Origin of the sequence: Pseudomonas alkylphenolica (assembly GCF_000746525.1) — a bacterium.
Lineage (GTDB): Bacteria > Pseudomonadota > Gammaproteobacteria > Pseudomonadales > Pseudomonadaceae > Aquipseudomonas > Aquipseudomonas alkylphenolica.
The window spans coordinates 1,402,759-1,423,964 of the sequence record NZ_CP009048.1 but is presented as its reverse complement, the minus strand read 5'-3'; the positions used below and the strand labels follow the sequence as shown (position 1 = coordinate 1,423,964).

Below are 21,206 nucleotides of genomic sequence, written 5' to 3'. Positions count from 1 at the left end.
CGTCTCTCCTTTGAGCCCGCCTATAGCATGCAGAATACGCTTAGCACACGCCCATGCCTAACTGCATCAACGCCAGACCACCCTCATGCCAGCCCCACCAGATCAGGGCCAGCAGCAGTAACGCGACCAGGGCCAGCAGCCCGCGCAGGGCAAAGCGGTTCATGCCGTTTGCGCCTGCAGGCGCGCTACAGGGCGTTCGCGCACCGGCCAGTTAAGTGCCGCCGCCAACAGGCTGAGCAGGATCGAGATCTGCCAGACCAGGTCGTAATTACCGGTCTGGTCGTACACCACACCACCCAGCCAGCCACCGAGGAACGCTCCCAGTTGGTGGAACAGGAAGACAATACCGCCGAGCATCGACAAGTTGCGCACACCGAACAGGGTCGCCACCGTGCCATTGGTCAGCGGCACCGTCGACAGCCACAGCAAGCCCATGGCGATACCGAACAGGTAGGCACTGAACTGGGTGACCGGCGCCCACAGGAACAGCACGATGACCACCGCGCGCAACAGATACAGCGCGGTCAGCAGGCGCGGCTTGGACATCCGCCCACCCAGCCAGCCGGCGGTGTAGGTGCCAACGATATTGAACAAGCCCACCAGCGCCAGCACCGTGGTGCCGATGGTTGCCGGCAGGTGCTGGTCGACCAGATAGGCCGGCAGGTGCACGCCGATGAACACCACCTGGAAACCACAGACGAAAAAGCCCAGCGCCAGCAACCAGAAACCGGAGTGCGAGCAGGCCTCGCGCAGCGCCTGGCCCAGGCTCTGTTCGACACCCTGGCTGGGCAGCGGACGATCCTTCAGCAAGCCCACCAGCGGCACGATGAACGCCACCAGCAGGCCCAGCACCAGCAACGCTACCGACCAACCCAGCCAGCCAATCAGGCCGAGCGTACCCGGGAGCATGGCGAACTGGCCGAAGGAGCCTGCGGCACTGGCAATACCCATGGCCATGCTGCGCTTTTCAGCCGGTACGGCACGACCGACCACGCCAAGGATCACCGAGAACGAAGTGCCGGAAAGACCAATACCGATCAGCAGGCCAGCGCTCAAGGACAGGGTCAGCGCCGAATCCGACATCCCCATCAGCACCAGGCCTACTGCATAGAGGATACCGCCGACCATCACCACTTTTGCCGCACCCAGGCGATCGGCCATGGCCCCGGCGAAGGGCTGCGCCAGGCCCCAGATCAGGTTCTGCAAGGCAATGGCGAAGGCGAACACTTCCCGCCCCCAGCCAAATTCCGCGCTCATCGGCGCCAGGAACAGGCCGAAGCCATGCCGCACACCCAGCGAGAGCGCCAGGATCAACGCCGCTCCCAGGAGAATCCAACCACTGGTCCGCCATACCGATGTCATTATTGTTCTCTCCACAGCGCCGCAAGGTTATGCGGGTATATACCCGCTTTAAGTCAAAAAAGCCTCAAGCCAGTATCTCTAACAGACGTACCAGTTCATCACGCTGTCCTTCACCCAGGGTATCGATCAGGCTTGCCTGGGCTTTTTCCCAGGCAGGCTCGGCAGCCTGCAAACGCTCATGGCCCTGCTCGGTCAGCAGCACCAAGCGATTGCGCAGGTCGCGGCCTTCAGCCAGCGCCACCAGCCCTTCAGCTTCCAGCACCCGCAGGTTTCGCCCGAGGGTACTGCGATCCAGGCCCATGGCTTCGGCCAGGGTCGAGATACTCGGCTGATCGAGACGACGCAAATGCCGCAACAGGGAAAACTGCGCGACATTGATCCCGAAACCTTCAAGGGCCTCGTCATAGTGCCGGCTGACCCCACGGGCAGCACGACGCAGGTGGGTGCAGATGCATTCACTGGTCAACATGAATACGTGTATATACCCGCACATTTATCGGCGCAAGCATTTCCTGATCAAGCTACGGCTGCAGGCGTTTTCGAATCGGCTCGAATTCGGCTGTGGCCTGGCGTTTCAGCGGGTCGGGACGCCTCTGCTCTATCGCCTGCCAATACACCCAGGGCACCTTGGCGCTGCCCAGCTCATAGTCCATGCCATCCCAGCTGTCTTCGCGAAAGCTGTAGAAGGCCCAGTGCAGCTTGGCCCGATCCAACGTGCCCAGCACATCCTCCAGATATTGCCGGCACCCCGGTAAGCGGCGCATGCAGCCAAACTCGCCTGCCACCAGGCGGCTGACGGGCACTTGATGGGTTTGCGCCCACTGCAACGGGTTCTGCAGATAAGCCTCGACCCTGGCGCTGTCCCACGCCTGCTGCTGCCCGGCAAACTTCACAGGCCCTGGATAGGCATAAGGTTTGGCGCGGTTCATGTTTGGTGCGCTGGTCGCCTGATAGGGTTCATACATATGAAAGCTGTACAGCACGCGCGTATCAGGCAACGCGGCTGGCCAGTAGACAAAGGCATCGGCACCGGCATACCAGCCGGCATCGACCATAACCGGCGTCAGCGGGTCCACTTCACGGATGGCGGCGATAATTTGCATGTAGAAACCAGGCAAATCCCGGGCGCCGCCCTGCTGTTGCCGATACCAGGCGTGCATCCCGGTGGCTGTTGCATGCTCGGCAAGCCCGCCCATCTTCTCCGGTGCCGGCTCGTTGATCAGGTTGTAGGCGGCAATTGCCGGATGCTCCTTGAGGGCAGTGGCCAGATCTCGCCAGAACGCGGCTGATTGCGCCCACCAGGCCTTGTCCTGCCAGAGGCGGTCGTCGAAACGGTCATGATTGTTCTGCGCCCAGCGCATGCCCGGTAATGACAGCGGCGCAATGACCACCTTGAGCCCGGCGGCATGGGCAGCATCAAGCGTCTTGCGCAGGTGCGCCAGGTCTTCGGCTGCCAGCCCTTTGTAGCCGTCGGCATTCCCCAGCAGGAAGTCACGACCGGCAGGCTGCCACTTGTCATAAGACAACCGGACCCAGGTCGCACCGTAGTCTTTGAGCGCCTGGAAGTACGCCTGATCAGGCGGCAGTCGATTGAAACTGTTGCCACCGTGACGGGGTGTATCCCAGAAATCGATCAGGTCCGCAGCCTGGGCGCTGCCGAACAAACAACACAGGGCCAGCAGCCCGCCTCGTACTGATTCGCGCATATGCCACCTCCCGACCAGAAAGGGGGCAGCATACGCCTGTGACTACCCAGGGAAATGGCGCCCCGGATGGCCAGGAACTACAGCGCCAGGCTGAGCAAAACCGCCAACTCCAGCAATTCCAGTAGCGCACCGGCGGTGTCACCGGTGGTCCCGCCCAACCGCTGAATCATCAGTCGACGAAACCAGAAAAAAGCTACACCCGCGACAGCCAGAACGTACAACCCTTGCAGCCCCGTCAGACACAAACACAGGACGCAACTGGCAAGCAGCACCCATGCCCCGCTACGCCGTGGCACATGATCGGCCAAGGCCTGCCCCAATCCCCCGGCCCGCACATAGGGCGTGGACAAAAACAGCCCGAGCAAAGCCGTCCGGCCCAGCAACGGCGCTACTATCAACAACAGGCCCTGCCCTCGTTCCACCAGCACCAGCAACGCGCAGAACTTGAGCAGCAGCACCAGCACCAGCGTCACCACAGCAATCGGTCCGCTGCGCGGGTCCTTCATGATTTCCAGGGTGCGTTCGCGGTCACCGAAGCCGCCCAGCCAGGCATCGGCACTGTCGGCCAGGCCATCCAGGTGCAGGCCGCCACTGAGCAGTACCCAGGCACAAAGCAACAAGGCGGTGTGCAGCAGCAACGGACTGCCGTCGAGCAAGGTGTTCAAGCCCCACAGCAGCACACCAAACAACAGCCCCACCAGCGGATAGAACAGCAGAGAGCGGCCCAATTGTTCAGGTGTCGGCATCCCCGGCAAACGCACCGGCAGGCTGCTGAGAAACTGCAAGGCAATCCAGAACGCGAGCATCTCAGTGCACTTCCCGCAGACTGCCGTCAGCCAGCACCTCAAGGCGGCACAAGGCGCCATGACCGACTTCGACCTGCAGTAACTGTTCACGGGGCAGGCCCCTGGCCCGCGCCAGCAACAGCCGCATCACACCACCGTGGGTAACCAGCAGCAGGTGCTTGCCAGCATGTTCCCGGTGCAATGAGGCAATGGCGGCCAGTACCCGTTGCGAGAAGTCGAGCACCGGCTCACCGCCAGGCGGGGTGAAAGCATAGGGATCGGCCCAGAACTGCCCCAGTTGCTGCTCATGGGTGAGCATCAGGTCAGCGGCACTGCGCCCTTCCCACTCACCAAAATGCAGCTCCTGCAACCCGGGCGCCAACTGCACCGGCAGGCGCATTTGCTCACCCAGCGCCTGGGCAAAACGGGCGCAGCGCTGCAAGGGGGAGCTGACCAGAACCTGCCAGGGCCCGTCGCTGTCCACCGCAGCCTGCATCTGTGCCCAGCCTTTGGCGGTCAGGGCATCATCGAGGCTACCGCGCAGGCCGCCGCCCAGCTCGGTTTCACCGTGGCGCAGCAAGTCGATAATCATGCCGGACGGTCCGCCACCGCAGCTTCGGCGAACGTCGCCATCTGCCCGTGCAGGTCGCAGGCCAGACGCAATACGGGGACGGCCAGCGCCGCACCACTGCCCTCACCCAAACGCAAACCGAGCTCCAGCACCGGCTCTGCATCCAGTTCGGCCAGCACCCGACGGTGCCCGGGCTCGGCGCCGCAGTGACCAAACAGCAGCCAGTCACGACAATCCGGATTGATCCGCACCGCGACCAACGCGGCAACGGTGCAGATAAAGCCATCGATCAGTATGGTAATACCGGCCTGGGCGCAGCCCAGATAGGCCCCGACCAGGGCGGCGATTTCAAAGCCACCGAAGCAAAACAGCTGCTGCAACGGATCATCCGCCAGATCCTTATGGAGCGCCAAGGCGCGCTCGATCACCTCGGCCTTGTGGCGAACGCCAGCGGCATCCAGGCCGGTACCCGGACCGCTGAGCTCGATCGCCGGGCAACCGAGCAAGGCACAAGCCAGGGCACTGGCTGCGGTGGTATTGCCGATGCCCATCTCGCCGCCAATGAACAGCTGGGCGCCGCCGTCCGCCGCACGCAAGGCACTTTCACGACCACCTTGCAGCGCTTGCATGCCCTGCTCCCGGGTCATTGCCGGGGCCTTGGCGAAGTTCTCCGTACCCGGCCCCACCCGCAGGTGACGTACACCCGGCAGGCTCAAGTGCGGGTCGATGGTGCCCAGGTCCACCACCTCCAGCTGCGCTTTGAGCTGACGCGCCAGCACGCTGATCGCCGCGCCACCGCCAACAAAGTTCTGCAGCATCTGCCCGGTCACCGCCTGGGGATAGGCGGAAATACCTTCGGCGACCACCCCGTGATCACCGGCGAAGATCGCGATGCTCACCTGGTCCAGGCGCGGTTTGAACTGCCCCTGCAAACCGGCAAGTTGTACTGCAATCAATTCCAGCCGCCCCAGCGAGCCGGCCGGCTTGGTCAATTGTTGTTGACGCGCCAGGGCCTGGTCGCAGGCAGCCTGATCAACGGCGCGGCAGGCATCAAGCCACCAGTTGTGACTCATGGTGCAGTTCCTTTCAGGGTCAGAGGCAGGCCAGCGACGGTCAGTACCACCCGCTGGCAACGTTCGGCAATCGCCTGGTGCAGCCAGCCGGCTTCATCGACATAGCGGCGGGTCAGCTCGCCCAGCGGCACAACGCCAAGGCCGCTCTCGTTGCTGACCAGAATGATTTCACCCGGCAACCCGGCCAGGCAATCAAGCAGCGCCGTGCGCTCGGCCTGCAGACGCTCGGGGTCGTCCAGCATCAGCAGGTTGGTCAGCCACAGGGTCAGGCAGTCGACCAACAGGCAGCGCTCGGCGCTGGCGTTGGCACGCAGGACATCGGCCAGCGCAAGAGGCTCTTCGATCAGCCCCCAACTGGAGGGCCGGCGCTCACGGTGCAGTTGCACCCGGGCATTCATTTCACCATCCAGCGGTTCGCTGGTGGCGATGTAGGTGACCGGCAAGCCGCTGCGCTCGGCCAGTTGTTCAGCCAGGCGGCTCTTGCCGGAACGGGCACCCCCGAGGATCAGATTGAGCATGTCAGTTCAGCCCGCACAGTTGACGTAGGCAGGGGGTATCCAGGTGCTGTTCGACCAGGTCGGCGAGGCGCTCGATGTCGCGTTCGCGCAGCGCCTGGTAATCGATCTGTTCGACCTCATGCAGACCGGCCCAGCGCAACAATGCCGCGCACGACTGCGGGCTTTCGAACAGACCGTGCAGGTAGGTCGCGAGAATCTGCCCGTCAGCACTGATGGCGCCATCGCTGCGACCGTCCGCCAGTTGCACCGCAGGCCGCTCCAAAGCCGCGCCCTGGGTCACCCCGGCATGGATCTCATAACCGCTGATCGGTGCCTGCTCCAGCTGCAAGGTACCCGCGACGTTACGCAGTTGCTTGTGCGCTTCCAGCACGGTGACGAAATCGAGCAAACCCAGGCCATCGCTGCTGCCGGCCGCGCCTTCCAGGCCCAGCGGGTCTTCCACCCGCTGGCCGAGCATCTGCAGGCCGCCACAGATGCCCAGCACCTTGCCGCCGTAACGCAGATGCCGGGTGATGGCCTGATCCCAGCCACGGGCGCGCAATTGCGCCAGATCGCCGCGCACGCTCTTGGAACCCGGCAGGATGATCAGGTCCGCAGGCGGAATCGGATCGCCTGGGCCGATGAACTGCAGGTCGACTTGCGGGTGCAGGCGCAGCGGGTCGAAATCGGTATGGTTGCTGATGCGCGGCAGCACCGGCACGATCACTTTGAGTGCGCGCGCCGCCTTGTCACCCTGGCGCTGGTCGATACCGTCCTCGGCTTCCAGGTGCAGGTCCAGCACATACGGCAATACGCCCAGTACCGGTTTGCCGGTACGCGCCTCCAGCCAGTCCAGGCCCGGCTGCAATAGCGCGATGTCCCCCCGGAAACGGTTGATGACAAAACCTTTGACCCGCGCCTGCTCACTTGGCGACAACAGCTCCAGGGTGCCGACCAGATGGGCGAACACCCCGCCGCGATTAATGTCGGCAATCAGGATCACCGGACAGTCCACCGCTTCGGCAAAACCCATGTTGGCGATATCGCCGGCACGCAGGTTGATCTCCGCTGGCGAACCGGCGCCTTCGACCATTACCACCGGGTACTGGGCACTCAAGCGCTGGTGCGACTCCAGCACCGCCTGCATGGCGATGACCTTGTAGTCGTGGTACGCCACCGCGTTCATGCTGGTGACCGCGCGGCCATGGACGATGACTTGAGCGCCGGTGTCGCTATTGGGCTTGAGCAGCACCGGGTTCATGTCGGTGTGCGGCGCCAGCCCAGCGGCCTGAGCCTGAACCGCCTGAGCCCGGCCGATCTCGCCGCCGTCCTCGGTCACGGCACTGTTGAGCGCCATGTTCTGCGGCTTGAACGGCACCACCGCCACGCCCTGGCGCAACAACCAGCGGCACAGCGCGGTCACCAGGGTGCTCTTGCCGGCATCGGAGGTGGTGCCCTGCACCATCAGGGTACTCATGGCTGTTCCTTGCAGTAATCGTTGAATGCCTGCTGCAGGCGCTGAAAGTCCTGCTCGGTGGCCGGCAAACCAAAGCGCAGACTGGCAGGCTGGCTGAACAGACGCAGCAAAATGCCCCGTCGGGCCATGAACTCATGCAGCAGCACGGCTTGATCGGTAACCAGGTACTGAAACAGATCGCAGCCCCCTGTCGGGGCAAAGCCTGCGCGGCTCAGCAAGTCTGCCAGGCGCTGGCTGGCTGCCGCGCAGCGAGCGATCTGGCGTTGATGCGCAACGCTGTCGAGCAGGCAAACCTGGCCAAGAATCCGCGTTGGCCCGCTGACGGTCCAGGGCCCCAGCAGTTCGGCCAGGCGTTGCAACAACACCGCTTCAGCCAGCACAAAGCCCAGACGTACACCGGCCAGACCAAAGAACTTGCCGAACGAGCGCAGCACAATCAGCCCCGGACGTTGTGCCTCGGCGCCAATGCTGTGCTGCGGGGTGTTGTCCATAAAAGCTTCATCGACCAGCAACCAGCCACCGCGCGAGGCCAGGCGGGCATGCCAGGCGAGCAACTGCTCAGCCGTCAGCAGGCAGCCGGTGGGATTGTTCGGGTTGACCACCACCAGCACATCCAGGCTGTCGAGCAGTTCGTCCACCTGCTCACTCTGCAACTCAAGCACCTGATGCCCGGCACGACGCCAGCCCTCGGCGTGTTCGGCATAACAGGGCGACAACACGCCAACCGTGCCGCGAGCGCGCAGGTGCGGCAAGGCCTGGATCGCGGCCTGAGAGCCGGCCACCGGCAGCACCTGCTGGACCCGGTAGTACTCGGCCGCAGCCTGTTCCAGACCATCATCGGTTTCCGGCAGGCGCGCCCAGGCCTGCAGCGGGATTTGCGGAATCGCGTAAGGCCAGGGCGCAATACCGCTGGACAGGTCCAGCCAGTGCTCCCGGGCGATACCGTAGTGCTGCACTGCGCGCTGCAGGCGCCCACCGTGCTCAAGCATAGAATTCAGCTCCCAGACACAACAGCAGCAACCACAACCACACGCCTTGGCAAACCAGGCGCCAGCCACGCTCAATCGAGTCTGCATCAGCCACCGGGCCTTCGCCCAGTTGTGCGCGTTCGTGCAGCTCACCGTGATAGACCGCCGGGCCACCCAGCTCCACAGCCAGGGCACCGGCGCCTGCGGCCATCACCGGACCGGCGTTGGGGCTGTCCCACAGCGGCGCCTGACGCCGCCAGCACTTCAGCGCCAGGCGGGTTTTGCCGAGCAGCGCGTAGGTCAGTGCGACCAGCCGCGCAGGAATGTAGTTGAGCACATCATCGATGCGTGCAGCGGCCCAGCCGAAACGCTCGAAACGCTCGTTGCGATAGCCCCACATGGCATCCAGGGTGTTGCTCAGCCGATAGAGCACCACACCCGGTGCGCCCGCCACGACAAACCAGAACAGCGCAGCGAACACTGCATCGCTACCGTTTTCCAGCACCGACTCGGTGGCTGCGCGCGCCACAGCGGTTTCGTCCAGTTCGCGGGTTTCGCGGCTGACCAGAAAACCCACACGACGGCGTGCTTCATCCAGGTCACCGCAGCGCAAAGCGTCGGCCACCGGGGTCACGTGCTCGCCCAGGCTGCGCAGGCCCAGGGCGCAATACAAGGCCAGCACTTCCACCAACCAGCCGATATAGGGCAGCCAGGACAGCAAGGTGGCCAACAGGGTCAGGGGAATCACCGCCAGGAACCAGGCAGTCACGCCATGGCTGCGCCAACCACGGCCAGCGGCGTTGAAACGCTGCTCCAGGCGCCCGGCCAGGCGGCCAAAGGCAACCAGCGGATGACGACGCTGGGGCTCACCCAACAACGCATCCAGCGCCACCCCGGCAACGGTCAGCAACGCCACACTCATCAAGACTCTCCCCACTGGTTTTCATACAGCATGTCACTCAAGGGCCGCGCCGTGGCCCAGCCTTCGAGGACCAGCATCGGCGCGGGATAGAACGCCTGGACCGGGCCCAGGCAGAGAATCGCCAGCGGCTTGGCACCGGCCGGCATTCCCAGCAACTGCGCCAGCGCCAGGGGCTCGAACAGCGATACCCAGCCCATGCCCAGGCCTTCGGCACGCGCTGCCAGCCAGAGGTTCTGGATCGCGCATGACAACGAGGCGAGGTCCATCTCCGGCAAGGTGCGACGGCCGAAAATGTGCTTGTCGCGGTCATCCATCAACGCCGCCACCAGCACTTCGGCGCAATCGCTGATGCCTTCGACCTTGAGCTTCATGAATTCGTCCGAGCGCTCACCCAGTGCCTCAGCGGTGCGCACTCGCTCGGCTTCCACCAGGCCCTGGATACGCTGGCGCAGGTCGCGGTCGGTGATGCGGATAAAGCGCCATGGCTGCATCAGGCCGACGCTGGGCGCCTGATGCGCCGCTTCGAGCAGACGCGCAAGCAGCTCCGGCGCTACTTCGCCCTTGATGAAGTGCCGCATGTCGCGGCGCTCGCCGATGGCCCGGTAAACGGCAGCGCGCTCGGCGTCTGTAAAAGCCTGGTCGCTCATGGTGCCAACAGCGCCGCCGCCGCGTGCGGGTTGGAGGCAAAGTAGAAATGCACGTAGGACGCCGTCAGCCGGCCACAGCGATAGACCGCTTCGGCGCCACGGCCGCCATTGGGGCTGTGGCCACGGGCAATCGGCTCGAGCGAGGTAGTGGTCAGCGAGTGGTGATAGGTATGGCCGCGCAAGGTCCCTTCCGGCAGCTCCACCGCCTGCAGCGCCAGGGCTGCGAGGCGCTTCTGCATCACCGCTTCGCCTTCCAGCAAACCCAGCAACTCGGCACGCTCACCCGCAACATCGGTCAAGGCCTCAAGCAGGTAGAGCATGCCGCCACATTCGGCCAGCACTGGCTTGCCTGCCTGATGATGGCTGCGGATCGCGGCGAGCATCGCGGTGTTGGCAGCCAATGCCTGGTGATGCAGTTCCGGATAGCCACCCGGCAGGTACAGGCTGTCTGCCTGCGGTAGCGTGTGGTCATGCAGTGGCGAAAAGAAGCTCAGCTCGGCGCCCATGGCCCGCAGCAGGTCAAGGTTGGCGCCATAAGTGAAGGCAAAGGCCTCATCCCGCGCCACGGCGATGGTCACGCCATCGAGCAAGGGCTCGATAACCTCGACAGTCGGCGCCGCGAACGCCACCGCCGGCGGCAGAGACGACTCACAACTGGCGCCGAGGGCTGCGGCTGCGGCGTCCAGGCGAACATCCAGATCATTGAGCTCACTGGCCTGGACCAGGCCCAGATGGCGGCTGGGCAATTCAATCCCGGTTTCCCGCGACAGGCCGCCGTACCAGCGCAGTCCTTCGGTAAGGCTGCCTTCAAGCAACTGGGCGTGACGCAAAGTGCCGACACGGTTGGCCAGTACCCCGGCAAACGGCAGGTCGGGCTGATAGCGCGCCAACCCCAGGGCCAGGGCGCCGAAGGTCTGGGCCATGGCGGTACCGTCGATCACCGCCAGCACCGGCACATTGAAATGGCGGGCAAGGTCGGCGCTCGACGGCGTACCGTCGAACAGACCCATAACCCCTTCGATCAGGATCAGATCGGCATCGCTGGCCGCTTCCCACAGCAGCCGGCGGCTTTCCTGCTCACCGACCATCCACAGGTCCAGCTGGTACACCGGCGCACCGCTGGCCCGTTCGAGAATCATCGGGTCAAGGAAGTCCGGGCCGCACTTGAACACCCGCACCTTACGCCCGAGGTTGCGGTGCAGCCGCGCCAGGGCAGCGGTCACCGTAGTCTTGCCCTGGCCTGAAGCCGGGGCGGCAATCAGCACCGCCGGGCAGTGGCGCGTGTCACTCATAGTTCAACGCCCTTCTGGGCACGGATACCGGCCTGAAAAGCGTGCTTGATCATGCCCATCTCGGTGACGGTGTCGGCCAGTTCGATCATTTCATCCTTGGCGCCCCGACCGGTGACGATCACGTGCTGCATCGGCGGACGCGCCTGCAGGTCGCTGAGCACCTGTTCGAGGTCAAGGTAGCCATGCTTGAGAGCGATATTCAGCTCGTCGAGCACCACGAAGGTGATCGTCGGATCCTGCAGCAACTGGCGCGAAACGGCCCAGGCCGCTTCGGCTGCGGCGATGTCACGCTGGCGGTCCTGAGTTTCCCAGGTGAAGCCTTCGCCCATCACGTGATAGCGCACCTGCTCGGGGAAACGCCGGAAGAACAGCTCTTCGCCAGTGCTGTTGCGGCCCTTGATGAACTGCACCACGCCGCATTGCATACCATGGCCCATGGCCCGGGCGAGCATGCCGAAGGCCGAGCTGCTCTTGCCCTTGCCGTTACCGCTGAGCACCAGCAGCAGGCCGCATTCGTTAGGGGCGTTGGCAATACGCTCGTCGATTACCGCCTTCTTCCGCTGCATACGGGCCAGGTGGCGTTCGTCACGCTCGGTGGATTCAGTCATCGAAGTCTCCGCAAACCACTGTCAGCCAACCTGCAACGCGCTTGGCAGCACAGGGCTGCACAGCGTTCGCGGCAAAGAGATGGCAACAGATCAATGGATAAGGCAGACGGAAAAACGCGCAGGGCTGCGGCACAGGCCGAAGAAACCGCGCATCACCCTCCGTGATGCCGTTGACTGTTACAGGCCGGTCTCCGGGCTTGTGAGCGGGGTCATCAACACCCGGGGTCGCGCGCCTTCCCGGGTGCGATCACCCAGTGGCCATGCGCGGCCTTGACTCACCTACCGTTGCGGGGGCAGCGCCGGACTCGCACGCAATTGCGCACCCACCGGCTTCCCTGTTTCACCCTGCCAGACCACAGCCCACAGAGCACCTGAAACAAGTCGCGAAGGTTAGAGGGTTGCACCCGGAGCGTCAATGAAAGGCGCAGTACTGGCCTGGATCAATGGCGCCTTTGTCATCTTGTGCCACCCTGATATCAGTGATATCAAATAGCCACAATCTGGCTGTCTCGATTACAACGATAAAGGAGAGAGCGGCATGCAAGGCCTGATCATCAATAACCCGCGCCTGGAATTCCTGCGTCCGGCCCTGGAACGCTGGGTCGAGTGCATCGACCGCTGCAACCAGACCCTGGGCGACGGCGAGGCCCCTTACTGGCACGGCGCCCAAGCGAACCTCGGCGTACTCTCGGCTGCGGCCTGGCAAGCAGAGCTGATCACCTTGCAACATCACCAGAGCAAGAAGCAGCGTGACGAAGGTGAGCGTGAAGGTTACTGCGACCTGTACATCGCCAACCGTGAAGAAGCCGCCTACCTGCAAGGCAGCCAGCGCTGGCCACGCATCGCCCGCCTGGACCTGAACAACGCCCTGCAGGAGACCGTATCTGCCGCCCGCCAGGTGGCTGCACCCAGCCAGCTAAAAGTCGCCGCGCTGTTCGCCAGCCCCTGGAAAGCCGGGCAGCATGCCAGCCCCGAAGAACTCCAGGACCTGGTTGGCGACCTGCAAAAGCACACCGCCTGTGCCATTGCCTGGTACTTCCCCTATGCCTACCGCAAACTGCACAACGAGGCCGGGCAGTACCATCCGGGGGTTGCGCTGCTGCTCAAGCAGGCATGATCAATCGCGGGGCAAGCCCGCTCCCACAATACTGAGCAAACCTGTGGGAGCCGGCTTGCCCCGCGATCAGCTTGGTAAACTCAACGCTTACGACAAAGCGTCAAGCCATCCCCTATGGGCAACATCGACAGATCCACCCGCGGATCGTCCTTGAGCCCCAGGTTCAACGCCTGTATTGCCCGGGTATCTTCACTGTCGGGCTGCGCCTGCAGCACCCGCCCGCTCCACAGGGTGTTGTCGAACAACACCAGCCCACCCGTACGCAGCAAGCGCAGGGCCTCTTCCAGATACTGCGGGTAGTTGGCCTTGTCGGCATCGATGAACATCAGGTCGTAACGACCTGACGGCAATGTCGCCAGCGTCTGCAAGGCAGGCGCCAGGCGCAACTCGATACGTTCTGCCACGCCGGCCTCCCGCCAATAGCGCCAGGCAATCGCGTTGTAACTACCTTCAAGATCGCAGCACAACAACTGCCCCTGCTCCATGGCCTGAGCCATGCACAGTGCGCTGTATCCGGTGAAGGTACCGACCTCGATCACCCGCTGCGCGCCGATCAGGCGCACCAGCAGCGCCAGCAACTGCCCTTGTTCCGGCGCCACCTGCCAGCGCGCCTCGGGCAAGGCCTGGGTTTGCGTGCGCAAGCGCGCAAGCAACGGTGTCTCGCGAAGAGAAACCGCTTGCAGGTAGTGGTAGAGAGCATCGTCGAGGTAGAGCGTTTGTGCCGTCATCGCCTACCTCGCAAGGTCAGGGGTTGCGCGCCAGGTGGGTCGGCGCCAGCACCCGCTTGGCATTGAGATAGGTTTTGTTCCAGTAGCTGTTGGACAGGTAGTCCAGACGCACGGTTCCGCCCGCAGACGGGGCATGCACGAAACGGCCTTCGCCGACGTAGATGCCGGCGTGGCTGACCTGCGAGCCGCCATTGGTGGCAAAGAACACCAGGTCCCCGGACTGCAGGGCGCCACGGTCGATAGTCGGCGCACGCACGCCAATCATTTCACGGGTGGTGCGCGGCAGGGCGATACCGGCGGCATCGCGATAGACGTAACCGATCAAGCCACTGCAATCAAAACCCGAGTCCGGTGTGTTGCCGCCCCAGCGATAGGGCGTACCGACCAGGCCCAAAGCACGGAACAGCACATCTTCGGCAACCGGAGAGAAATATACCTGAGGCGCCATGACGGCTGGCTCGACCACCTTGGGCGGGGTCGGGGCATGGCTGGAGCAGGCACCGAGCAGTGCCAGCAGGGAAAACAGAGCGAGGCGCGCCTTTATCGCCATGGTCAGAACATCCTGTCTGAAGCCGTCCGGAAACGAGGCCGGAAATAGGTGAGAATTTAGATTAGACGCTTTCTGTAAACACGCACGGCGACGCGCTTTTCAGCTACGTCGCCGTGATACCGCAAGGCCGATGATCAGTTGCGCGAGATGGTGGTCGCGGTCGGTGCCATGGCCAATGCGCGCTTGGCTTCGATAAAGGTCTTGCTCCAGTAGCGATCACCGAGTTTGTCGATGCGCACGCCACCGCTGCGGCGGCTGCTGGAGTGGATGAACTGATCGTCGCCCAGGTAGATCCCGGCGTGACTGACACGACCGCGACCATTGGTGCTGAAGAACAGCAGATCACCCGGCTTGAGGTTGTTACGGGCAACCAGCGGGGCTTTTACGTTGATCATTTCGCGGGTGGAGCGCGGCAGGTTGAGGCCGGCTTCTTCGCGGAACAGGTAACCGATGAAACCGCTGCAATCAAAGCCGGTGTTCTCGGAGGTACCACCGAAGCGGTAACGGGTACCGATCAGCGACATACCGCGCTCGAGAATGTTGTCAGCCAGGGCTGGCAATTGGTAAGGCTTGCTGCTGGAGAAATCCTGAAGTTCTTCTTCGGTGGCCAGCTCTTCCTCGAACACCGACGAGGTGGAGGACTTGCTCAAAACCTGAGCGGAAACCGGTTGTTGAACCTGCTGCTGCGAAACAGGGCTATGCGCTGCGCAGCCAAAAAGCAGGGTCACAAGTGCGAGGGGCACGAGGGGTGCGAAGCGATTTAGCATGGGCACGACCGTGTCTTGGATTTAAAGAAGTCGAGACTATGCCTTCTATCGCATCGATTTGCAAATTCAATCGAAAAAAATGTGACTTTTACGTGCCGAGGCTCTAGCCCCTGCCTCACCAGCCTAAAGTTTCTTTCAAAAACGGGATGGTGAGCTTGCGTTGAGCCTGCAAAGAAGCCTGATCGAGGCGTTCGAGCAAGTCGAACAAGGCGCTCATGCTGCGCGTGCCGCGGGTGAGGATGAAGTGTCCGACCTCGTCGGAGAGTTGCAGGCCGCGGCGCGAGGCACGCAGTTGCAAGGCGCGCAGCTTGTCTTCGTCAGACAGCGCACGCATCTGGAAGATCAGCGCCAGGGTCAGGCGCGACTTGAGGTCTGCCAGCTTGATCGGCAGCTCTCGCGGTGAACTGGATGCTGCCAGCAACAAGCGCCGGCCGCTGTCACGCAGGCGGTTGAACAGGTGGAACATGGCCTCTTCCCACTCCGGCTTGCCGGCAATCACATGCAGGTCGTCGAGGCAGACCAGTTCGTACTGTTCGAGGTTATCCAGCAACTCGACTCCACGGTCGAGCAGCTGCGCCAGCGGCAGGTATACGGCGGGTTCACCCAATTGCTCGAAACGCAGGCAGGCGGCTTGCAGCAGATGGGTACGCCCGACGCCCTGCTTGCCCCAGAGATAGATCAGGCTTTCGGTCCAGCCGGCGTCGGCTTCGCAGAGTCGCTCGACGTAGCCCAATGCGGCGGCGTTGGCACCCGGGTAGTAGTTGATGAAGGTGGCGTCATCACGCAGACGCACACCCAAGGGCAACTGGATCGGTTTCATGCTGGCTGGGCAGTTCCGAAGAACCACAAGGGGCCTTTTGTGAAAAGTCTGCAAAGTCTATACCCGTGGCGCCGGTCGCACAATCAGTGAGGACCACAAGTAAAATCAAAGGCTTGCATTGACACCCGGGAATCACTGCAAGCCCATTGCCATCAAGCTAGAGATCCGGGTCGATCTCACCGCCATACATATCCGACTCTTTATAGAGATCATGGATGTGACGCAGCAGCACCATGATCACCGCCGCCACCGGCAGGGCCAGCAGAACGCCGGTGAAACCGAACAGTTCACCGCCGGCGAGAATGGCGAAAATCACCGCCACAGGATGCAGGCCGATGCGGTCACCGACCAGCAGTGGCGTCAGGACCATGCCTTCCAGCGCCTGGCCGATCATGAATACCGCTGCGATCGCCAGTAACGGATAAGGATCACCGCCAAACTGGAACAACCCGGCAATCATCGCCGCGCCGATACCAATAATGAAGCCCATGTACGGCACGATGGCCGCCAGACCTGCCAGCAGGCCAATCAACAATCCGAGCTCAAGGCCCACAAGCATCAGGCCAGAGGCATAGATCACCCCCAACGCCACCATCACCATTAACTGGCCACGGACGAACGCCCCCAGCACTTCGTGGCACTCGCCGGCCAGCGCCACCACCCGTTCCTCGCGCTGACGCGGCAGCAGGCCACGGATCTTGGCCATCATCAGGTCCCAGTCACGCAGCAGGTAGAAGCTCACCACCGGGATCAGCACCAGGTTGGCCAGCCAGCCCAGCAGGGCCAGCCCCGAAGCGGTGGCCTGGGACAGGATGACCCCGACGATGTCGGTGGTCTGGCCCATATGACCGCTGATGGCCGCCTTGATCTTGTCGAACTTCCAGAAGCCCTCGGCCAGGCCAAGGCGTGTCTGTAGCCAGGGCAAGGCATCATGCTGCAACCAGTCAAGCATCTGCGGCGCCAGCTCGTAGAGGCGCACCAACTGCTTGGCCAGCATCGGCACCAGCACCAGGAGCAGCAGGGTCAGCAACAGGGTAAACAAGGTGAATACCAGCACCACGCCCCAGGTGCGGGACAAGCCGGCACGTTCCAGGCGATCGACCAGCGGGTCGGCCAGATAGGCCAGCAGGATGCCGACCAGAAACGGCGGCAGAATCGGGTGCAGCCAGTACAGCAAAGCGGCGCACAGCAAAATTACGCCGGGCCATACCCAGCGACGCATATCAATCATGAACGGCTCCAGGCCAGGTCAGGGATTACCAACGAAAACGCAGGCCATTGAACGGTTTTGGCGCAGCGGCCTGGGTCGCTCCCGGATTGGCCAGATCAACAGGCGGTTGCGCTACCGGCGCTTCAGCTGGCAGCTCCTGCAGTTTGGCCAGGCCCAGCTGGGCGCGCAGCTGATCGCTGTTGCCAGTGACCTGATAGGTCAGGGTATCGCCCTCAACCTGTTTCAGGCGCGCACCATAGGGTTCCAGCACCCGACCGAGCTCGGCATAACGTGCCAGGTTCATGCCTTGCACCTGCACCTGCATTTCACTGCTGGCACCGGGGCGAGTCACAAAGCGCGGCGCCAGGCGGTTGCTGACCGCCAGCATCACAGCGTCGGCCAGCGCGGCCTGGTCGGCAGCTTCAACCTTGCCCTGCTCGCGCTGCTCGCCCAGCCACAGCCGCCAGCTGCCCTGCCACTTGCCGTCGGCTTCACTGGCATGCACCGCCAGCAAGGCGTCGGCGCCATAACGCTCGGAAGCCTCGCGCAGCGGCGCAGGGTCCGCACCCTCTAGATTTTTCGCAGTGGCCACCAATTGCTCATTGAGGTCGGCCAGCGGCAGGCGCAATGGCAAGCCTCGGTGCTGGGCGGCACGGCGCAGGGGCGCGGCGCTGTTCTGGCCGTCGCCGACCAGGCTTGAGCCTTCGGTACTGTCGTTCAACCACCAGCCAAGGATCGAAGGCCGATTGTTGCCCCACAGCGCCAGGCCCGCCTGACGCAAGGTGCGCTCGGTGCTGCCCGGATCGAAGTCCACCAGCACGGTTTCGGGCGGCCCGGCCTCGAAGCCGAACTGACTGATGATCTGTTGCGGGTCTTTGCGCAGCCCCGCCAGGGCCGGGCTCTGCGCCGCCTTGGGGTCACCGGTCAGGCGCAGCACGAGGGTTTCAAGGGCTTTGCCGGTGGCCAGGGTGCGGGCTTCGGCGCTTTGGCCGTCGACCGGCTCGCGAACCTGATAGAGGCCGGAAAGGGTTTCGGCCTGAGCCGACAGCCCCAGCAAGGCAAGACAGCCAACGGCCAGGTAATTACGCAAACGCATGGAGGATTCCTGTCCTGGTAATAAAGAAGCGATGCTTATAAACAAGATGCCGGTATGACCGCAGCACCCGGCAAAACATTCAGCCAGCGCGGTCAATTTCATCTCAAAGCCTTTGCTATACCTTATACAGCCTGGGCCCCGGCAACCAGCGAGACACTGTTAAAGGCTATTTTTTTAGCCGATCTGGGCTCTGCCCGTCGGCCTGAGGATGGCCGCTACCGGGCAACCCTGATAAAATCGCGCGCCTTCGCAGACCGGCGACGGTCAGGCAACCGGATTACCCTCCGCCTTGCCTGGCAGGTCACGGTCGATTCCCCTGAATCCCTCCCCCCTAAAGGCCTGGATCATGAGCAAGCAACCCTCCCTGAGCTACAAGGACGCCGGTGTAGACATCGACGCCGGTGAAGCATTGGTCGAACGCATCAAAGGCGTTGCCAAGCGCACGGCGCGCCCGGAAGTCATGGGCGGCCTGGGCGGTTTTGGCGCCCTCTGTGAAATCCCGGCCGGCTACAAACAACCGGTACTGGTCTCCGGCACCGACGGCGTCGGCACCAAGCTGCGTCTGGCACTGAACCTGAACAAGCACGACAGCATCGGCCAGGACCTGGTCGCCATGTGCGTCAACGACCTGGTGGTGTGCGGCGCCGAGCCGCTGTTCTTCCTCGACTACTACGCCACCGGCAAGCTCAACGTTGATGTTGCCGCTACCGTGGTTACCGGCATCGGCGCTGGCTGCGAACTGGCTGGCTGCTCCCTGGTCGGCGGTGAAACCGCTGAAATGCCTGGCATGTACGAAGGCGAAGACTACGACCTGGCCGGCTTCTGTGTTGGCGTGGTGGAAAAAGCCGAGATCATCGACGGCTCCAAGGTTGCCACTGGCGACGCGCTGATCGCCCTGCCGTCTTCCGGCCCGCACTCCAACGGCTACTCGCTGATCCGCAAGATCATCGAAGTGTCCGGTGCCGACATCGAAAACACCCAGCTCGACGGCAAGCCACTGACCGAACTGCTGATGGCGCCGACCCGTATCTACGTCAAGCCGCTGCTCAAGCTGATCAAAGACACCGGCGCAGTCAAGGCCATGGCCCACATCACCGGTGGCGGTCTGCTCGACAACATTCCACGCGTCCTGCCAAAAGGCGCCCAGGCGGTGGTCGACGTCGCCAGCTGGAATCGCCCGGTAGTCTTCGACTGGCTGCAACAGCAAGGCAACGTTGACGAGCACGAAATGCACCGCGTGCTGAACTGCGGCGTCGGCATGGTCATCTGCGTGGCTCAGGACCAGGTCGAGACCGCCCTGAACAACCTGCGTGACTCCGGCGAGCAGCCATGGGTCATCGGCCAGATCGGCGTTGCCGCCGAAGGCGCTGCCCAGGTCGAGCTGAAGAACGTCAAGGCGCACTGATGCCAAGCAAGTCTTGTGATGTCGTGGTGCTGCTGTCCGGCACCGGCAGTAATCTGCAAGCCTTGATCGACAGCGTCCGCACCGGCGATAGCCCGGTGCGGATCCGCGCGGTCATCTCCAACCGCGCCGATGCCTATGGCCTGCAGCGCGCCCGTGATGCCGGCATCGACACCGCTGTGCTCGACCATAAAGCCTTCGAGGGCCGCGAGGCGTTCGACGCGGCACTGGTCGAGCTGATCAATGGTTACCAGCCGCAACTGGTGGTGCTGGCCGGTTTCATGCGCATCCTCAGTGCCGGCTTCGTCCGTCACTATCAAGGTCGCCTGCTGAACATTCATCCGTCGCTGCTGCCCAAATACAAGGGCCTGCACACCCATCAACGCGCTCTCGAGGCGGGTGACAAGGAGCATGGCTGCAGCGTGCACTTCGTGACCGAGGAACTCGACGGCGGACCGCTGGTCGTACAGGCAGTAATACCGGTAGAGTTGGATGACACGCCAGAACGTCTGGCGCAACGGGTTCACAGCCAGGAACACCAGATTTACCCGCTGGCAGTGCGCTGGTTCGCCGAAGGCCGTTTGCGCCTGGGTGAGCACGGTGCTCTACTGGATGGCCAGCCTCTGGCGGCCAGCGGCCACTTGATTCGACCCTAGGAGATACTATGCGTCGCGCCCTGCTCTTCGCTCTTGCCGTGCTCGCACTGCCGCTTCAGGCAGCGGATCTGAAACCTTTCTCGGCCAGCTACACCGCCGACTGGAAGCAGCTGCCCATGAGCGGCACCGCCGAGCGCAGCCTGGAAAAGAATGCCAACGGTACCTGGAGCCTGAACTTCACGGCATCGATGATGATCGCCAGCCTGACCGAGCAAAGCACCCTGCGTCTGGACAAGGACACCCTGTTGCCACAGACCTACCACTTCGAACGTGGTGGCCTGGGCAAGGCCAAGAAAGTCGACCTGGACTTTGACTGGAGCAGCAAGCTGATTACCGGCACCGACCGCGGTGACGCGATCAAGCTGCCGCTGAACCGTGGCGTGCTGGACAAGTCCACCTATCAGCTGGCCCTGCAACATGACGTCGCTGCCGGCAAGAAGAGCGTGAGCTACCAGGTGGTTGATGGCGACGAGATCGATACCTATGACTTCCGCGTCCTGGGTACCGAAAAAGTCACCACCAAGACCGGTCAGGTCGATGCCATCAAGGTCGAGCGTGTGCGCGATCCGAGCCAGAGCAAGCGCATCACCGAGCTGTGGTTCGCCAAGGATTGGGATTATCTGCTGGTACAACTGCGTCAGGTCGAGACTGACGGCAAGGAGTACGTGATCGTGCTGCAGGATGGTACGGTCGATGGCAAGGCGGTCAAAGGCAACTGATTGCCTGACTGCTGGTTACACCCGAAACCCCGCCAAGTGCGGGGTTTCTTTTTGGGGCCTGTGGGAACTACCGGTGGGAGCGGGCTTGCCCCGCGATTGCAAGTTGTCAGTCACATCGCGGGGCAAGCCCGCTCCCACAGGCATCCCTCTACCCACATGAAAGATGTTTCATGGGCCAAGCATTTACTTAGCCAGCTAACAAATTCTATAAAGGAGACCTGCGACACGGTGCC

The 21,206-nt window shown here is 63.1% G+C and carries 24 protein-coding genes and 1 riboswitch; of the genes, 4 read left to right on the top strand and 20 right to left on the bottom strand.

All coding sequences use genetic code 11. The features are described from left to right. Nucleotides 1–40: 40 nt before the first annotated feature. The 14 genes from PSAKL28_RS28080 to cobO all read right to left on the bottom strand — a co-directional run bounded on the left by PSAKL28_RS28080 (nucleotide 41) and on the right by cobO (nucleotide 11,908). Nucleotides 41–163, bottom strand: coding sequence for a hypothetical protein (locus tag PSAKL28_RS28080; RefSeq protein WP_257011861.1), 123 nt, complete (start codon nucleotides 161–163; stop codon nucleotides 41–43). Next, nucleotides 160–1,362 carry an MFS transporter gene (locus PSAKL28_RS06635; RefSeq protein WP_038608164.1) on the bottom strand — a complete coding sequence of 401 codons (1,203 nt, stop codon included), beginning with the start codon at nucleotides 1,360–1,362 and terminating at the stop codon, nucleotides 160–162. Before PSAKL28_RS06635 ends, PSAKL28_RS28080 begins: the two co-directional genes overlap by 4 nt. Before the next feature lie 64 nt (nucleotides 1,363–1,426). Beyond that, nucleotides 1,427–1,831 (bottom strand): MarR family winged helix-turn-helix transcriptional regulator, encoded by a 405-nt coding sequence (locus PSAKL28_RS06630; RefSeq protein WP_038608162.1) that lies wholly within the window; start codon nucleotides 1,829–1,831, stop codon nucleotides 1,427–1,429. A 52-nt stretch (nucleotides 1,832–1,883) separates the two neighbouring features. Then, nucleotides 1,884–2,996, bottom strand: coding sequence for a glycoside hydrolase family 5 protein (locus tag PSAKL28_RS06625; RefSeq protein ID WP_257011896.1), 1,113 nt, complete (start codon nucleotides 2,994–2,996; stop codon nucleotides 1,884–1,886). A 149-nt stretch (nucleotides 2,997–3,145) separates the two neighbouring features. Beyond that, the gene (locus PSAKL28_RS06620) at nucleotides 3,146–3,874 is read right to left on the bottom strand and encodes an adenosylcobinamide-GDP ribazoletransferase (RefSeq protein ID WP_038608159.1); all 729 of its coding nucleotides are present in this window, start codon (nucleotides 3,872–3,874) and stop codon (nucleotides 3,146–3,148) included. A gap of 1 nt (nucleotide 3,875) precedes the next feature. Continuing rightward, nucleotides 3,876–4,445, bottom strand: a complete 570-nt coding sequence (gene cobC / locus PSAKL28_RS06615; protein WP_038608157.1) for an alpha-ribazole phosphatase family protein — start codon at nucleotides 4,443–4,445, stop codon at nucleotides 3,876–3,878. Continuing rightward, a complete protein-coding gene (cobT, locus tag PSAKL28_RS06610) occupies nucleotides 4,442–5,497 on the bottom strand; it encodes a nicotinate-nucleotide--dimethylbenzimidazole phosphoribosyltransferase (protein WP_038608155.1) in 1,056 nt (351 codons plus the stop codon). Before cobT ends, cobC begins: the two co-directional genes overlap by 4 nt. Further along, nucleotides 5,494–6,015 carry a bifunctional adenosylcobinamide kinase/adenosylcobinamide-phosphate guanylyltransferase gene (gene cobU, locus PSAKL28_RS06605; protein ID WP_038608153.1) on the bottom strand — a complete coding sequence of 174 codons (522 nt, stop codon included), beginning with the start codon at nucleotides 6,013–6,015 and terminating at the stop codon, nucleotides 5,494–5,496. The genes cobT and cobU overlap by 4 nt, the downstream gene beginning before the upstream one ends. Nucleotide 6,016: 1 nt before the next feature. Continuing rightward, a complete protein-coding gene (locus tag PSAKL28_RS06600) occupies nucleotides 6,017–7,471 on the bottom strand; it encodes a cobyric acid synthase (RefSeq protein ID WP_038608152.1) in 1,455 nt (484 codons plus the stop codon). Continuing rightward, complete coding sequence (cobD, locus tag PSAKL28_RS06595; protein WP_038608150.1) at nucleotides 7,468–8,460, bottom strand: threonine-phosphate decarboxylase CobD; 993 nt, start codon at nucleotides 8,458–8,460, stop codon at nucleotides 7,468–7,470. Before cobD ends, PSAKL28_RS06600 begins: the two co-directional genes overlap by 4 nt. Next, nucleotides 8,453–9,361, bottom strand: a complete 909-nt coding sequence (gene cbiB, locus PSAKL28_RS06590) for an adenosylcobinamide-phosphate synthase CbiB (RefSeq protein WP_038608148.1) — start codon at nucleotides 9,359–9,361, stop codon at nucleotides 8,453–8,455. Before cbiB ends, cobD begins: the two co-directional genes overlap by 8 nt. Further along, entirely contained in the window at nucleotides 9,361–10,008 is a 648-nt protein-coding gene (gene bluB / locus PSAKL28_RS06585; RefSeq protein WP_038608146.1) for a 5,6-dimethylbenzimidazole synthase, read from the bottom strand. The genes cbiB and bluB overlap by 1 nt, the downstream gene beginning before the upstream one ends. Beyond that, nucleotides 10,005–11,300, bottom strand: a complete 1,296-nt coding sequence (locus tag PSAKL28_RS06580; protein WP_038608144.1) for a cobyrinic acid a,c-diamide synthase CobB — start codon at nucleotides 11,298–11,300, stop codon at nucleotides 10,005–10,007. Before PSAKL28_RS06580 ends, bluB begins: the two co-directional genes overlap by 4 nt. Next, the gene (gene cobO / locus PSAKL28_RS06575) at nucleotides 11,297–11,908 is read right to left on the bottom strand and encodes a cob(I)yrinic acid a,c-diamide adenosyltransferase (RefSeq protein WP_038608142.1); all 612 of its coding nucleotides are present in this window, start codon (nucleotides 11,906–11,908) and stop codon (nucleotides 11,297–11,299) included. The genes PSAKL28_RS06580 and cobO overlap by 4 nt, the downstream gene beginning before the upstream one ends. A gap of 165 nt (nucleotides 11,909–12,073) precedes the next feature. Beyond that, a riboswitch (cobalamin riboswitch) is annotated at nucleotides 12,074–12,298 on the bottom strand. A 148-nt stretch (nucleotides 12,299–12,446) separates the two neighbouring features. Here cobO and PSAKL28_RS06570 point away from each other — a divergent pair. Next, the gene (locus PSAKL28_RS06570) at nucleotides 12,447–13,025 is read left to right on the top strand and encodes a hypothetical protein (protein ID WP_038608139.1); all 579 of its coding nucleotides are present in this window, start codon (nucleotides 12,447–12,449) and stop codon (nucleotides 13,023–13,025) included. An 80-nt stretch (nucleotides 13,026–13,105) separates the two neighbouring features. Here PSAKL28_RS06570 and PSAKL28_RS06565 read toward each other — a convergent pair whose 3' ends face one another. The 6 genes from PSAKL28_RS06565 to PSAKL28_RS06540 all read right to left on the bottom strand — a co-directional run bounded on the left by PSAKL28_RS06565 (nucleotide 13,106) and on the right by PSAKL28_RS06540 (nucleotide 18,196). Continuing rightward, nucleotides 13,106–13,753, bottom strand: coding sequence for an O-methyltransferase (locus tag PSAKL28_RS06565; protein WP_038608136.1), 648 nt, complete (start codon nucleotides 13,751–13,753; stop codon nucleotides 13,106–13,108). A gap of 16 nt (nucleotides 13,754–13,769) precedes the next feature. After that, nucleotides 13,770–14,303: a C40 family peptidase gene (locus tag PSAKL28_RS06560; protein WP_038608133.1), complete on the bottom strand. Its 534-nt coding sequence runs from the start codon at nucleotides 14,301–14,303 to the stop codon at nucleotides 13,770–13,772. Between the two features lie 134 nt (nucleotides 14,304–14,437). Further along, a complete protein-coding gene (locus tag PSAKL28_RS06555; RefSeq protein ID WP_038608130.1) occupies nucleotides 14,438–15,070 on the bottom strand; it encodes a C40 family peptidase in 633 nt (210 codons plus the stop codon). A 115-nt stretch (nucleotides 15,071–15,185) separates the two neighbouring features. Further along, entirely contained in the window at nucleotides 15,186–15,890 is a 705-nt protein-coding gene (gene hda / locus PSAKL28_RS06550) for a DnaA regulatory inactivator Hda (protein ID WP_038608127.1), read from the bottom strand. Between the two features lie 157 nt (nucleotides 15,891–16,047). Continuing rightward, complete coding sequence (locus tag PSAKL28_RS06545) at nucleotides 16,048–17,121, bottom strand: AI-2E family transporter (protein ID WP_038608123.1); 1,074 nt, start codon at nucleotides 17,119–17,121, stop codon at nucleotides 16,048–16,050. 25 nt (nucleotides 17,122–17,146) lie between these two features. Then, nucleotides 17,147–18,196, bottom strand: a complete 1,050-nt coding sequence (locus tag PSAKL28_RS06540) for a DUF2066 domain-containing protein (protein ID WP_038608120.1) — start codon at nucleotides 18,194–18,196, stop codon at nucleotides 17,147–17,149. Nucleotides 18,197–18,542: 346 nt separating this feature from the next. On the opposite strand from PSAKL28_RS06540, the gene purM reads away from it, so the two are divergent. From purM to PSAKL28_RS06525, 3 genes are read left to right on the top strand one after another with little or no spacing between them, the layout of a single operon-like run. Next, the gene (gene purM / locus PSAKL28_RS06535) at nucleotides 18,543–19,601 is read left to right on the top strand and encodes a phosphoribosylformylglycinamidine cyclo-ligase (RefSeq protein WP_038608117.1); all 1,059 of its coding nucleotides are present in this window, start codon (nucleotides 18,543–18,545) and stop codon (nucleotides 19,599–19,601) included. Beyond that, nucleotides 19,601–20,254, top strand: coding sequence for a phosphoribosylglycinamide formyltransferase (purN, locus tag PSAKL28_RS06530; protein ID WP_038608114.1), 654 nt, complete (start codon nucleotides 19,601–19,603; stop codon nucleotides 20,252–20,254). The genes purM and purN overlap by 1 nt, the downstream gene beginning before the upstream one ends. 8 nt (nucleotides 20,255–20,262) lie before the next feature. Continuing rightward, on the top strand, nucleotides 20,263–20,973 hold the full coding sequence (locus PSAKL28_RS06525; RefSeq protein ID WP_038608111.1) for a DUF3108 domain-containing protein: 711 nt from the start codon (nucleotides 20,263–20,265) through the stop codon (nucleotides 20,971–20,973). Nucleotides 20,974–21,206: the final 233 nt, after the last annotated feature.

What these genes read in the sequence shown, in the direction of transcription:
- PSAKL28_RS28080 (WP_257011861.1), bottom strand. Translation starts at nt 163, where the DNA reads ATGAACCGCTTTGCCCTGCGCGGGCTGCTGGCCCTGGTCGCGTTACTG.
- PSAKL28_RS06635 (WP_038608164.1), bottom strand. Translation starts at nt 1,362, where the DNA reads ATGACATCGGTATGGCGGACCAGTGGTTGGATTCTCCTGGGAGCGGCG.
- PSAKL28_RS06630 (WP_038608162.1), bottom strand. Translation starts at nt 1,831, where the DNA reads ATGTTGACCAGTGAATGCATCTGCACCCACCTGCGTCGTGCTGCCCGT.
- PSAKL28_RS06620 (WP_038608159.1), bottom strand. Translation starts at nt 3,874, where the DNA reads ATGCTCGCGTTCTGGATTGCCTTGCAGTTTCTCAGCAGCCTGCCGGTG.
- cobC (WP_038608157.1), bottom strand. Translation starts at nt 4,445, where the DNA reads ATGATTATCGACTTGCTGCGCCACGGTGAAACCGAGCTGGGCGGCGGC.
- cobT (WP_038608155.1), bottom strand. Translation starts at nt 5,497, where the DNA reads ATGAGTCACAACTGGTGGCTTGATGCCTGCCGCGCCGTTGATCAGGCT.
- cobU (WP_038608153.1), bottom strand. Translation starts at nt 6,015, where the DNA reads ATGCTCAATCTGATCCTCGGGGGTGCCCGTTCCGGCAAGAGCCGCCTG.
- PSAKL28_RS06600 (WP_038608152.1), bottom strand. Translation starts at nt 7,471, where the DNA reads ATGAGTACCCTGATGGTGCAGGGCACCACCTCCGATGCCGGCAAGAGC.
- cobD (WP_038608150.1), bottom strand. Translation starts at nt 8,460, where the DNA reads ATGCTTGAGCACGGTGGGCGCCTGCAGCGCGCAGTGCAGCACTACGGT.
- cbiB (WP_038608148.1), bottom strand. Translation starts at nt 9,361, where the DNA reads ATGAGTGTGGCGTTGCTGACCGTTGCCGGGGTGGCGCTGGATGCGTTG.
- bluB (WP_038608146.1), bottom strand. Translation starts at nt 10,008, where the DNA reads ATGAGCGACCAGGCTTTTACAGACGCCGAGCGCGCTGCCGTTTACCGG.
- PSAKL28_RS06580 (WP_038608144.1), bottom strand. Translation starts at nt 11,300, where the DNA reads ATGAGTGACACGCGCCACTGCCCGGCGGTGCTGATTGCCGCCCCGGCT.
- cobO (WP_038608142.1), bottom strand. Translation starts at nt 11,908, where the DNA reads ATGACTGAATCCACCGAGCGTGACGAACGCCACCTGGCCCGTATGCAG.
- PSAKL28_RS06570 (WP_038608139.1), top strand. Translation starts at nt 12,447, where the DNA reads ATGCAAGGCCTGATCATCAATAACCCGCGCCTGGAATTCCTGCGTCCG.
- PSAKL28_RS06565 (WP_038608136.1), bottom strand. Translation starts at nt 13,753, where the DNA reads ATGACGGCACAAACGCTCTACCTCGACGATGCTCTCTACCACTACCTG.
- PSAKL28_RS06560 (WP_038608133.1), bottom strand. Translation starts at nt 14,303, where the DNA reads ATGGCGATAAAGGCGCGCCTCGCTCTGTTTTCCCTGCTGGCACTGCTC.
- PSAKL28_RS06555 (WP_038608130.1), bottom strand. Translation starts at nt 15,070, where the DNA reads ATGCTAAATCGCTTCGCACCCCTCGTGCCCCTCGCACTTGTGACCCTG.
- hda (WP_038608127.1), bottom strand. Translation starts at nt 15,890, where the DNA reads ATGAAACCGATCCAGTTGCCCTTGGGTGTGCGTCTGCGTGATGACGCC.
- PSAKL28_RS06545 (WP_038608123.1), bottom strand. Translation starts at nt 17,121, where the DNA reads ATGATTGATATGCGTCGCTGGGTATGGCCCGGCGTAATTTTGCTGTGC.
- PSAKL28_RS06540 (WP_038608120.1), bottom strand. Translation starts at nt 18,196, where the DNA reads ATGCGTTTGCGTAATTACCTGGCCGTTGGCTGTCTTGCCTTGCTGGGG.
- purM (WP_038608117.1), top strand. Translation starts at nt 18,543, where the DNA reads ATGAGCAAGCAACCCTCCCTGAGCTACAAGGACGCCGGTGTAGACATC.
- purN (WP_038608114.1), top strand. Translation starts at nt 19,601, where the DNA reads ATGCCAAGCAAGTCTTGTGATGTCGTGGTGCTGCTGTCCGGCACCGGC.
- PSAKL28_RS06525 (WP_038608111.1), top strand. Translation starts at nt 20,263, where the DNA reads ATGCGTCGCGCCCTGCTCTTCGCTCTTGCCGTGCTCGCACTGCCGCTT.